The organism is Porticoccaceae bacterium LTM1, assembly GCA_030252795.1.
GTDB lineage: Bacteria > Pseudomonadota > Gammaproteobacteria > Pseudomonadales > Porticoccaceae > SCSIO-12696.
This window is the reverse complement of sequence record CP127080.1, coordinates 692,443-706,033: the sequence shown is the minus strand read 5'-3', so window position 1 is coordinate 706,033 and position 13,591 is coordinate 692,443. Positions and strand designations below refer to the sequence as shown.

At 43.2% G+C, this 13,591-nt stretch carries 8 protein-coding genes; all 8 read right to left on the bottom strand.

All coding sequences use genetic code 11. The features are described 5' to 3' along the window. Positions 1-2: 2 nt before the first annotated feature. The 8 genes from QP938_03220 to QP938_03185 all read right to left on the bottom strand — a co-directional run bounded on the left by QP938_03220 (position 3) and on the right by QP938_03185 (position 13,466). On the bottom strand, positions 3-1,292 hold the full coding sequence (locus QP938_03220; protein WIO74929.1) for a thioredoxin family protein: 1,290 nt from the start codon (positions 1,290-1,292) through the stop codon (positions 3-5). A gap of 84 nt (positions 1,293-1,376) precedes the next feature. Next, positions 1,377-4,517, bottom strand: a complete 3,141-nt coding sequence (locus QP938_03215; GenBank protein WIO74928.1) for a TonB-dependent receptor — start codon at positions 4,515-4,517, stop codon at positions 1,377-1,379. A gap of 142 nt (positions 4,518-4,659) precedes the next feature. Beyond that, entirely contained in the window at positions 4,660-5,712 is a 1,053-nt protein-coding gene (locus tag QP938_03210; protein WIO74927.1) for a FecR domain-containing protein, read from the bottom strand. Further along, positions 5,712-6,305: a sigma-70 family RNA polymerase sigma factor gene (locus tag QP938_03205; protein WIO74926.1), complete on the bottom strand. Its 594-nt coding sequence runs from the start codon at positions 6,303-6,305 to the stop codon at positions 5,712-5,714. The genes QP938_03210 and QP938_03205 overlap by 1 nt, the downstream gene beginning before the upstream one ends. Before the next feature lie 474 nt (positions 6,306-6,779). Beyond that, positions 6,780-7,514 (bottom strand): DUF481 domain-containing protein, encoded by a 735-nt coding sequence (locus QP938_03200; GenBank protein ID WIO74925.1) that lies wholly within the window; start codon positions 7,512-7,514, stop codon positions 6,780-6,782. 20 nt (positions 7,515-7,534) lie between these two features. Beyond that, positions 7,535-8,917, bottom strand: coding sequence for a TlpA disulfide reductase family protein (locus QP938_03195; protein ID WIO74924.1), 1,383 nt, complete (start codon positions 8,915-8,917; stop codon positions 7,535-7,537). A gap of 22 nt (positions 8,918-8,939) precedes the next feature. Continuing rightward, complete coding sequence (locus QP938_03190) at positions 8,940-10,229, bottom strand: thioredoxin family protein (GenBank protein WIO74923.1); 1,290 nt, start codon at positions 10,227-10,229, stop codon at positions 8,940-8,942. Positions 10,230-10,313: 84 nt separating this feature from the next. Beyond that, a complete protein-coding gene (locus tag QP938_03185) occupies positions 10,314-13,466 on the bottom strand; it encodes a TonB-dependent receptor (protein WIO74922.1) in 3,153 nt (1,050 codons plus the stop codon). Between the last annotated feature and the right edge of the window lie 125 nt (positions 13,467-13,591).

Here is a 13,591-nt window from a genome sequence, read left to right as displayed (position 1 = left end):
ATTTACTCAAAATCCTCCAAAGTTCGCTTCGACACTCGCCTTATTGTTTCGATTTCTCCGAGATACATTCCTTTGGTAACTTCTGGATCAGAGCAAAGCGATAAAACATTCTCCAAAATTGGCTTAGCCTTTTCAAAAGAGCCAAGCCTTGCCAGAAGCACTCCATATGAAAGTTTGGAGCCTAGAGAATCCACATTTTCATACAAATCGTACGCATATGGCTTTGTACGCAACAAATTTTCAGCATCCAGCCCCGCTAGATTCAATAAATCTGAGACTACCCGCTCCTTGTCAACCAGGTTACCTCCACCATTTATATAATCCTCATAGGATTTCAGGTAATCATGAAAATTTTTTGCATGTAAGGCGTATTGTTGGGAACCAACAAATTCGGCGTAAAGAGCATTAAGAAAAGGATCGCGCTCCCCCTTACCATCCATTACCTCATAGGCTTCCGATAATTTCCCTTTTACATCCAGGACATAACTTCTATATTTGGCATCACCTTTTCTTGCTGTATTGCTGATTGACAGAGTATTAGTACTTGCAAGCTCTTCACTTACGGTTTCTTTACCAACAATTTCAGCGTATTGTGAATAATTCTCAACCAGAAACTCTATTCCCTTATCCCCTCTGAAATTTGAGTAAGAGACTATCACCTGATAACCCCCTTTGCTAAGTAGCTCGTCTTTATCAGATAGATCCATATATTCAGAGAACACATCCTGATGAAATATATGGTGAGATTTTCTATCTTTCTGCGGAATGCTACGCTTGGCCATATTGGCCTCGAGCAGATAACGCCTTAAAAAGTCAGGATCGCGATTTCCATCAAGATACTCTGATTTCAACTTATTGAATTGGCTTCCTCCAGAAACAGCTATCGCGCCTATTTTTAGAAAGGTTTCAACATCAGCACCGCTTCCTGAGCGGTAAATTACCTCTCCGTCAGGCTTAAGAAATAGATATGTAGGATAAGAGGACACGTTATAGAACTCAGCCAACTCGGGACCATTTTGGTCTTCATCCTCTGCATCAAGCTTAAAATTTATAAAGTGCTTGTTGTAAAATTCACCAACTTCTTTCTGAGGAAATACAGTCTTGGCCACCAGCTTACAGGGCCCACACCACTCCGTATAAACATCCACAAATATATTCTTTTTTTCCTTTTCTGCTTTTTGCTTTAGCTCTTCCCAGCTTCCATGGAAAAAATCTATACCTTCAGCTGACACACAAGATGCCGGACCAATACAAAAAACTGAAAACAAACTTATAGCAATCCACTTTTTCATACCACCCTCCTCCTAAAAAAAAGGCGCGACAAGATGTCGCGCCTAGTACTACGATCAATCACTATTTACCCTAAGAGTAAATGATTAAAGATCAAATGCTTTCTTGAACTCCATGTACATTACGCGACCACGAGCGTCAACTCGCTGGAAATCCCAAGGACGTCCATTGTTACCGTTAATGAATGGGAAATCTGTATCTGTCAGGTTACGAACACCCGCCAACACAGTCCAGCCAGACTCAGCATTCGAGTAACGACCAGTCAAGTCAAAGGTAGTGTAATGTTCAACAGGCTCCGTTGTTTCCACCAAATCACCACTACTGTTCAAGCTGCGAGCTACATTCTCATAAGAGCTGCTGTAATTAGTGGTGAATGTTGCGCTAAAGTCACCATCATACCACTCCAGGAATGCTCTACCCTTCCAGAAGTCTGGACCATATTGCGCTCCATTTCTGCTCAAAGTTTGCAGACCTGGAACTGGCGCATCTTCAAGCGTACCGGTGTATGTACCAGTCAAACCGGCACGGAAGTTGCCCACAGAAGTTTCGAAGTCATAGGTTACATCGAAATCTACAGCTTCCAGCTTCCTCTCACCAGCATTGATCAAGCCACTACGAATACCGATCAAACGTCCTGTATCTGGGTCACGCAACCCGTAACCAGGAATATTCAACAAAACATCCATTGGATATGAGAAGTAGTTGAGCGCTGCAATACGGTTTTCATAGTCAACGCGAGTATATGTAGCCTTGAGCTCGAGACCTTCCAAGAAGGCAGGGGACCAATCTACACCAAACGTATAGTTATCGGATGTCTCTGGCTTCATCTCAAGAGTAGGAATAGTAACGACTGCCAACTCTGGATCATCAGTAACACTCGGGAAGAACCCTGAAGTATTACTAAACCATACCGGGCCATTCCAATTGATAAGCCTTACAAAGCGGAGCGTGGTATTACCACTTGGATCATACGGGTCAAACACAGGTCTGGCGCTTACAAAAGAAGCCTGGTTGGGACCAATAATTTCAGTGTTTGATGGCGCTCTGAATCCCTCTGTCCAAGTGCCACGAATGACAACATCTTCATGTGGTTTCCAACTAAGGCCGATACGAGGAGTCGTATTGCTGTAACTCTGTGTGGCACCATCAGGAATATTGTAATCGTTATATCGTGCCTGAAGGTTCAATTCCAGCGACTGAATACCAGGAATCGCATTATCTTTCCCAAACAATGGAATACTAGTTTCCACATACATGGAATCAATATATTGCTGAGGCTTCAGTTCACCGCCGGTAAAGGCAGCTCTGGACTGAGTCTGATAATCTTGCGTGACCACACGGTGCTCAGCACCAACCGCCATTCGAATAGTTCCACCTGGCAGATCAAAGAGCTCCCCTTCAGCATCAACCCCTACGGTATATTCAGTATTGACTGGGCCAGCGGCGGAAAAATACTCATAACGACTCTGCAGTTGCGAGCTCTGCACGGAACCATCGCCAAATGGGTTGAAGGCAACATCCGGATCCGACGACGCAATCAGCCCCCACAACCCGTCAGTTACTTCAACGATTTCATTAGTCTCGAAATCTCTACAGACAACGTCTCTATCGCCATCACCATCAACGTCCTGACTGAAATCAAACCTTGCGACACCACCACATCGGTCAGTATTGAATCTATATTGATCGGATGAGAACTTGCTTTGACCATAACTCAGGTTCAAATCAACGGTCCAATCATTAACACCAAGATCATAACTCAACCCGCCGGAGAGGTTGAACATATTCGACTCAGCAACGCCTGTGGTTTGAGGAAGAAGGCCAGCTGCCACCTCATTATCCATAGCATAAGAGACTCTTAGATCTTCACCGGTATTATTGTAATAGTTACTTTCTGGAACATAATAACTACTCAACAGCGGCGTTGTCTTTTCCGCTACAGTAGTATTCTTTGAATAGCTGGCATTGAAGTAGCTAGTCAGGCTATCACTAAAATCGTTATTCAAGGATAAATAAATAGCCTCACGATCACGCTCGCTGGAGAGTGTTTTTCTCAGGCGAAGATCGGTTGGAACAAGATTATCAAGGGACAGATCGTCAACCGTAAAATCCGTTCCATCATCGCCTTCTGGCAAAGACCCTACTCTAACCCAACGTGTTCCATCAAACCGAGAAACAATACCCGGCTGACCGTATATAGTGAGCCTCTGATCAGTGCCCCCCCATTCACGCAGGTCCATAGTGGTCCAGTCAGCCTTTTTGGTAAGCGTTGGTTTGACCTCATCTTTTGTCAGGGTCAACAAGCCACTACCAGTCTCCCAGCCAAAACCAAGAGTTTGGGACAGGGTATATTTATCCCCACCATTTTTACTATCTTCGACACGGAACTTGGTTGTAGCACCAACAAATTCTTTTTTCAGGATAAAGTTAATAACACCGCCAACAGCATCAGAGCCATACTTGGCAGAAGCCGCATCCATCAACACCTCTACGCGGTCAATGGCATCAAAAGGAATGCCATTTAAGTCTACATAGCTGTTATCTACGGTTGGGGACTTTGGAATACGACGGCCATTAACGAGAACCAAAGTACTTTCTGCACCCATGCCTCTCAGGTTAGCTGCACTCTCACCCTGGATGTTATATGTAAGGTTAGGCTGAGTACTGAGGCCTTCTGGATTCTCAATATTAAGAGATGTTGCATCATTTATTGATGACTGGTTTCCAGATAGTGAACGAACAAAATCTTCAACTGAGCTAATACCACGGCGCTCCATCTCTTCTTTGGTGTAGATGGTCACTGGCGCAGAAAGGTCTTGTTTTTTAAGTGAGGTACCGGTTACAACGATTTCCTCGATATTTTCGTCGTCATCACCAGAAGAACCGTCATTTCCCTGATCTGCACTTGCAATTAAAATCAGGTCATCCGAAGCAAATCTGTATTTGAGACCTGTACCAGACAACAGCACGTCTAGGGCTTCAGCAACAGTGTACTCACCACTAAGTTCAACTTTTACTGTTGAATTCTTGAGATCTCCCGGAATAGCAATCTGGACCCCTGCCTGTTCACTCATAGCCATGAGCGCTTTACTCAGATCGCTTTTCTTCAATTCAAATTTGACACGCTCCAGTTCCGCAGAGGCATTAAACGTAGATGCCATCACTGATGCTGCCGCAACAGCCAGTGCAATACGGTTAGCGCGAAATAACTTCTTACTTAAACCCATATAACCCACCTTATCTATCTATCTATTATTTGGCCCATCACTCATGAGCTAAAGAAAGGACGGCTCAGGATCAGGGTTACCCTATAAAAAAGTTAATTTTTTTGAAAAAATCACCTAGAAGACACTTGAGAACACCAGAGAATCACATATCCCTCTTCGACAGAAGAATTTCATTAAAGGTCCTATCAACCTTAACAGGCAATATTTCCTCAACAGCCACAAAGGCATCAGAAATACTGGAAACCCTGATACTCATTGACACCGTTAGGCCAGATATCTCTTCATCAACTATTACAACGTGTCGACCACTAAACCTATTAAGCTCTTCAACAACATCAGACAAAGGTAAATCTTCAACCCGAAGCATGCCCTTGGTCCAGGAAAAGAGAGCTTCTTTTGAATCAAACCCACTAGCAACCAGACTATTTGAATCAAAATCAATTGAAGCCTGCATACCTGCAGACAGGGCATACGGTTTGACAGAGTCAAGCTTTAAGTTACTCGCATTCAAATCAATTTCTTCATATCCATTAAAGCTATTATTTCGCTGATGTAGAGCAACCTTACCTTCATTGACAGAGACCCTATATAGCCCCCCCTCATTCATAACGCTGAACTGAGTGCCAAGGACAGTTACCGCACGATCACTCGTAAGAACCACAAATGGACGCTCCTCATCCTTTTCCACATCAAGATATAGCTCCCCCTTATCAAGAAAAACTATCCTCTTATCAGGGCGCATTTCAACAATAGCCTGAGTGTTAGTATTCAAAATCAGCTCACTGCCATCCTCCAATTGGATAGTCTTTTGTTCACCAACCCGTGTAATGAAACGTTGCCCCTCTACCACTTCAGGTGACCCGTCAAAGTAACCTGATTGCCAACCGACAAAAGCTACAGACACAGCCACCAACAACATGGCAGCTACAGATAGAGAAGGCCAAATTCCATGACCAAATTTCTTTGACTCTCTCACTGAAGAGACCGAGTCAACTTCATTCAGGATTTCAGGATCGGAAGCCAATGCTTCAATATCCGCCATTACCTCTTTCATTGACTGAAATTGTTTTTGGTACTCTCCTGATAATTTCTCCCAATGCTGAGGCTGAATCCCTTCACTATCTTCAGCACCATAGAGACGCACGTAATCCGCAGCGGCTTTTCGTTTGGCTTGCCTCTTGATAAATTCGCTCATTACCCGAACTCCCTTTTCTCAATAGCCGCATCCCTCACCCGAATCAGCGCCTCTTTCATATATTGTTCAACCTGCTTGACTGACACGCCCATTTCATTCGCAATCTGCTTGTAAGTTAAATGCTTGAATCGACTTAAAATAAATGCCTTACGCCAACGAGGCTTTAGCTTTAAAATTTCACTCTTAACTCTTTCCAACTCTTGATGCGACATAGCAATTTCTTCCGGACCAACACCGTCCTTCTGATCCTCTTCAGTAGCGTGACTTATCTCTTGCTCACAATATCTTCGTCTTACCAACTTGCTTCTCTCAATATCCACTACCATATTGTTAGCCGTGGCAAACAGATAGGAACGGCATCGTTTTTTATCACTAGGCAAACGTGTCAGGATGTCATCTATATCCGATAGCTTTACAAACATCTCCTGCACGATATCCTCTACGTCCTGATCACCTTTCATGATCCCTCTAAGAAAGACACGCAAAGAGGTGCTGTGCTCGCGAAACAGCTGTTCGAGAACCTGCGCCTTGTTCATACGTTGACGACCATTAAAATCAACGACATTGTTCTTTTTGCGTACCATGAGCGCCATAACTTTTACACACTCCTCCTATATAGCAGGACGGCTGAGGAGGGGGGACACCCTATAAAAAAGTTGGCACTATGCTCCACTATCAACACAGAAGTGCAAAAAGAACCATAACCAATTGAATTTAAACACTTTTATAGAAATGCATTTGATCTAAAAAATGCCACTGAGGGCACTGACAGCGACGCCGCGTGACCAGAAATCGACTTTTAGTCTCAACTACTCATAAGAATCAAGAGGAAGCCGTCAGTAAGGCTCTTTCAAGGTTAGCTGAGCCGAATACACTGGCCTAGACACAACCTCAAAGCAGAGGAGTGCTTACGAGGATAGGAAGAAATGTCCACAGGGCCATACATTAATACGGTTATATTAAACGTACAGATAACGAAGTTGTTACTCAGTCTTAAACATAGGTTTTTCTAATGAAAATATTGTAATTGCTACTTTGGAAAGCAGAGCCCTTTCACCAAGTGTGAATCACGTAAACTTATAAGTTACAGAAAACGCCGTCAAATCATCTGAATTCTCTCTTCCCTCGGGTACGGTTGAGTTATTTTTAATTCTGTAATTGAATTTCAGACCAACTTTTTCATTTATAGAGAATCGAATCGACGAATCAGACTCTGTTACAGTATTGATTGAACCGGACTCCACCCTGAACTCGGAAACCAAATGAATCCCATCGTCCAGTTTATACTTCCATACCGACAAACCCCGATAAACCATCTCCTCTGACGCTGAGCCATCCTTCCCTGAAACACTACGGCGGTACCCCACCCCTGACTCAATACGAAACTCTACGTCATCATGGGTAAACATTCTCCAGCCAACACCTGAAGAGAGCGATCCCTGCTCTTGAAAGGGTCCAAAGCGATCTTCTTCATGACGCATATTGGCAAAAGAGTAGATTTTTTTAGAGAAGTTGTAGCCCAGTTGAACTGAGCCCCATATGTTTTGTTTGTTCTTACGTCCTTCTGCCTCCCTGACTACTGCCGAGAGCTTATAAGTTTGCTCCCAAGCTTGATTCTTTCTGGTCAACGTCAGGTTTCCAGTGAGAGTTTCAGCGTTGGAGTTTCCTGACGTACGACTGAAGCCCAGAGCCCCTTCCCCTTTCCAGGAGGGGGCCTTAGGCTCCAGAGAGTCCAACTCATTTGCGGCCGCATTAAAAACAGCTGAAAAACCGATAACAAATACCCATCTTGATAATTTCACCGGACCCCCCAAAATGTTATTTATTGTGATAAAAGTCCTTCCAATTTTACCTTCAACTCTGTATCAGATGGCCTTGGAGCATTCAAATCCACAATATTTCCATTTTTATCAAGGATAATGAAGCGTGGAATACCAGCAATATCGTACAGCTTGACCATTGTTCTCCACGATTCTGAATCGGCTATCAACTGGATACCACTCAAGTCTTCTTCATCGACAAATTCACGCCATGTATCCTGATCGTCATCGGAAGATATACTGACAAAAACTATATCTTGATCGTGAAAATCTTTTTCCAACTCCTGAATATATGGAATTTGGGCTTTACAAGGTCCACACCAGGTTGCCCACAAATCAATGTAAACGACCTTTCCTTTCAGAGATGATAGAGACACATAATCCCCATCACTATTTTCAAAATTGAAGTCAAATCCTGGACTTCCTACCTTAGTTAAGTAGTACTTATCCAGCGCAAAAAGGAGCTCCTGACTTTCATTAGAAGACATGTACTTCCTGACAGGATCTACCATCTGAAAATACATTTCATCACTGGGCCGTCTCTCAAGGAATGGTTTCAATCTTTCCTGAAGATATGCCTCTTTAAGATCGTCCGGGCCGATAGATTGCAATGGACCTGAGAGTATTTCCCCAACTTTGGGACTGCCTGACCTTAAAGCTTCCCTAAAGAAGTAGTTATCAATCAATGAGACAGCATTATCAATCTTAAGATAATCAGCGCTCTGAAATTTATTCCTGTCAACCCAATCAGCATATATTTTCGGGTAATGTTCCGGCTTTGGATGAAACATTCGCGGCATTCGAAGAAACTGGTAGGATGCCCACTCAAGATCTGACTCGGCAGACAACTTCATCAACCTATTAAACTGTTCATCACCCGTAGACAATGATTTTTTGAAATTCATCAGTGCGGGAACGGCTTCCTCAACCAGGAACGGGAAATAATCTTTATACGTAAGCGCTCCACCAGGCCTTGTATAAGGGATAAATTGGTTATAAATCCTACCCCAATCTTGCACCACTTCATTTAAGTATGTATCACTTCCTTCTAACTCATAACTATCAGAAGAAATATCCAGTGAAATACTTAACCCCTTCTCAAGGTACAAACGAACTATCTGGTTCTGCCTGGTACCGGCATAATCAATGCGATAGAAGCCGGACTCATCCACCGGAACCATAAAAGAAAATCGTCCTTTATCGTCTACAGTAGAGGTAGCCACCTCCTTTAGCTTTCCATTTGTTGTTTTCAGCAAGGAAACAATATTTTTGTTTGCTCCAACTGATATATCTCCAGAGATTTTGGCATATCCGGAAAAATCAACCGAAGCCGAGGCGACTGATGAAAATACAAATGACAGTAATGCTAATACTATTTTTCTCACGATTACTTCCTCCACCCCAAAATTAATCAATTAATTCCAGAGCTGATTTTGACTGCCGCTTTATACTTTCAACCTCTCCGCGATACATCCCTTTCGTAACCTCCGGATCAGAACAAAGCATCAACACTTCTTCCAATATAGATTTAGCTTCAGCTGATTCGCCCATCCTGGCCATTATCAAACCATACGAAAATTTAGAACCCAATGAACCGACATCCTTATACAGACTGTAAGCATATGGTTTAACTTCATTCAGATTATCTCTATTAGATCCAGCCAGAATCACCAGGTCAGAAACAACTCTTGATTTATCGGCCTGACTTCCACCCAATCTTTCATATTCTTCAAAGGCATTCAGATAACCGTGAAAATCTCTCTTGTGAAAAGTAAACTGCTGATCACCAATAAACTTTGCATACAAGGGACTCAAAAACGGATTTGTAGAAGCCTTACCCTCAACTTCTTTATATGCACCAAACAACTTCCCTTTTATATCAAGGACATAATCTCGATATTTTTCATCCCCTCTCATCGCAGTATTGCTTATAGAAAGGGAATTAATCATGGCCAGGTTTTCGCTAATGACATCCGACCCCACTATTTCAGAGTATTGATCATAATTCTCAATCAGATACTCAACCCCCTTGCTCCCTCTGGATTTACTATATAAAGCTAATGCTCGATAGCCACCTTCACTGAGAAGTTCTTTTTCATCAGCCAAGGAGAAATATTCCGAGAATACATTTTGATGAAAATCGTAATAGGATTTTCTTTCATTCCTTGGGATGGCACGTTCAGCAATCTTTGCTTCTAAAAGATAGCGCCGTAAAAATCCGGGATCACGATTTCCCTCATGGTATTCAGCATTCAACTGTTCATACTGATCACCACCGGAAACCGCCTTTTCACCGATCTTCAGGAAAGTGGCCACATCAGCACCACTTCCGGATCGATAAATCACCTCTCCATCCGGCTTAAGGAAAAGATAAGTTGGGTAAGAAGAGATATTATAAATTTCTGCTAATTCCGGCCCATTTTGATCTTCATCTTCAGCATCCAGTTTGTAATTCACAAAGTGCTTATTGTAAAAGTCTCCAACTTCCTTTTTAGGAAATACCGTTTTAGCAACAAGCTTACAAGGCCCACACCATTGGGTGTAAACATCGACAAAAATATCCTTACCTTCCTTGCTTGCTTTTTCCTTTAGCTCATCCCAGCTTCCATAAAAAAACTCTATACCTTCAGCCGAGACATTCAATGACACCCCAAGAAAAAGCATGGAAAACAAGACTGCAACAAATCTGACTTTCATATTGATCTCCTCCTAAAAAAAAGGCGCGACAAACTGTCACGCCAAAAAACTAAACATAACCAATCATTTACCTTGAAATATTAATTACAGATCGAATGATTTTTTGAGTTCCATATACATTATCCGGCCTCGAGCATTAACTCTTTGGAAGTCCCATGGACGACCATACCGGCCATTAATAAATGGGAAGTCAGCATCGAGTAAATTTCTCACACCCGCCAAAACTGTCCAACCGGATTCCTGATTTGAATAGCGGCCGGTCAAATCGAATGTTGTGTAACCTTCAACAGAATCAGTTTCCTCTACCCAGTTACCCTCAGCATCTGCATAGCGACCAATATCTTCATACGAACTACTGTAATTAACCGTAAATGTGGCACTGTAATCACCCTCATACCAATCCAGGTAAGCTCTCCCTCTCCATATATCCGGGCCAAAATGTACTCCATTACGACTTGCCGGGCTCATGCCTGGCACCGGAATATCGTCAAGAGTTCCGGTATAGGTGCCATTAAGACCAGCACGGAAGTGCCCTATCGCGGAATCAAAGTCATAGGAAACCTTAAAGTCCACAGCCTCCAGTAATCGCTGACCAACATTAATCAGACCAGTCCGAACACCTACCAACTTACCAGTTTCAGGATCACGCAAGGCATAACCCGGGATATTCATCAGAATTTCTGGCGCATAATCCCTGGAGCCAACAGCAGCAATACGATCGTTGTACTCTATTCGGTTATAGGTTGCACTGACTTCAAGGCCATCCATAAAGGCCGGTAACCAGTCGATACCCAAGGTATAGTTATCGGAGGTTTCTGGCTTCATCTGCAGCGCAGGAATTGTAAGAATTGCCTCATTTGGATCATCTGTAATCCGTGGCCATGGTGATAATTGACTCCACCATGCATCGCCATTCCAGTTGACGCCAGACACATATACATTCGACGCACCTTCCGGATTGTAGGGATCAAAGAGGAAAACCCCATTCACATAATCCTCATTCAACTCCAAACCAATAATCTCGGTGTTTGCAGGTGCTCTGAAGCCTTGTGTCCAGCTACCACGAACCAACACATCATCATGAGGCCTCCAGCTTAAGCCAACGCGGGGTGTAGTATTGGTATAGCTGGACTGCGCTCCGGCATCAGGTACGTTGTAATCGCTGTAGCGTGCCTGAAGATTCAACTCCAGCATTTGCACACCAGGAATAGCATTATTCTTGCCAACTAATGGAATACTGGTTTCCATAAAGATGGCATCCAGGTATTGCTGTGGCTTCACCTCTCCTCTGGTAAAAATAGCTCTTGTAGGATCCTGAAGATCTTGCGTAGAGACATGATGGTCAGCTCCTACCGCCAATCGCATAGTGCCACCTGGCAATTCAAATGCCTCCCCTTCAGCCAGAAATCCTATCGAGTATTCGGTATTAACAGGGCTGTAACTTTCGAAGTGCTCATATGCACTGAAAAGCTGAGAGCTTTGCAGAATTCCGCTACCAAATGGATTGAGGGCAATATCCGGGTCAGATGATGACATTATCGCCCAGAAGTTGGAGGGATCCTCAACAATCTCACCAGTCTCTCTGCTTCTGCAAACAAAATCCTTATCACCGTCGCCATCCACATCGGTATTGTAATCCTGCCTCAATCCATCACAAAGCCTGGTATTCATTTTGAATGAGTGAGTTGAACTGCTGCTTTGACCGTAGGAGAGGTTCAGGTCAATAGTCCAATCATTAATTCCCAGGTCGTATTTAAGGCCACCACTGGCATTAAGCATTTTTGACTCAGCAAACCCGGTACTCTGCGGAATAAGGCCAGCCGCTACCTCATTATCAAATGCATATGATACTTTTAATTCATCACCGGTATTATTGTAATAATTACTCTCTGGAACCACATAGCTGCTCAGAACTGGAGTTAACTGTTCAGCAACCGTAGTGTTCTTAGTGTAATTAACATTTAAATAACCGGACAATTGTTCACTGAAGTCCTGATCCAGAGTCAGATAGACAGATTCCCGATCACGTTCTGTAGAGAGTGTTTTTCTCAGACGATTATCGGTCGGGACAATATTATCTTTTGACAGATCATCAAGTGTAAAATTTAAACCATCATGACCTTCAGGAAGAGAGCCTTTATTCACCCATGTATCCCTGAACCTGCTACCACACGAAAGCCATGGGTAAATTTCACACAGATCCACTCGCTCATAAGCATAAACTACACCTGGCTGAGTATTAGTGGTATTTCTCTGATCGGTGCCACCCCATGCACGCAAGTCCATGGTGGTCCAGTCCGCTTTTTTGGTAAGTGTTGGCTTCACTTGGTCTTTTGACAGAGTCAACATAGCACTGCCTGATTCCCAACTAAAACCCAAGAGCTGTGACAAATTGTATTTGTCACCACCATTTTTACTATCTTCTATACGAACTTTAGTTTCAGCACCAATATAATGTTTTTTCAAAATAAAGTTGATAACACCGCCAACAGCATCAGAGCCATATTTGGCCGAGGCTGCATCCATTAATACTTCAACACGCTCAATGGCACTAAAGGGGATACCATTCAAATCAACAAAGCTGTTATCAACGGTTGGAGATTTGGGAACGCGACGTCCATTTACCAGAATCAGCGTACTATCAACGCCCATCCCCCTCAGGTTAGCTGCACTTTCACCCTGTACGTTGTATCCAAACATTGGCTGAACTGCCAAACCCTCCGGCAACTCAATATTGAGTGAGGTTGCATCATTCAGCGAAGACTGGTTTCCAGAAAGAGAGCGAACAAAATCTTCTACCGAGCTGATACCGCGACGCTCGATCTCTTCTTTGGTATAGACAGTCAATGGCGCAGAGGGATCTTGTTTTTTGAGCGAAGAACCCGTTACAACAATCTCTTCTATCTCTTCTTTTTCTTCCGCCTGTGCCTCTTCACCCTGGCTGATCAGCACAGAGTTATCAGAGACAAATTTATAAGTCAGGCCGGAGTCTTTGAGCATCAAGCTCAAGGCATCCTGCAGTGTGTATTCACCCACAACGGATGGGACTTTAATATTCCTTACAGAATCTCCGGAAAACACAATCTGGCAACCAGACTTTTTACCAAGAGAAATCAAAGCTGAACCGGCATCTTTATCGCTGATATTCAGCTGATAGGTTTCTTGATTCTGTGCATTCAGCACTGTACAGGCTGAAGCCAGGCTCAAAGCAAGCACCAACTTTTTCGGAGTTAACATTTTTGAATAATTCACCTTCCACCTCTTTCATTTGAAGTAACGAGTGACCCACTATTTAATTCTGATTTTGTGGATACCACTTATTACACGTTACATCCCTGAAAGTACCTCAATAAATTTTTCAA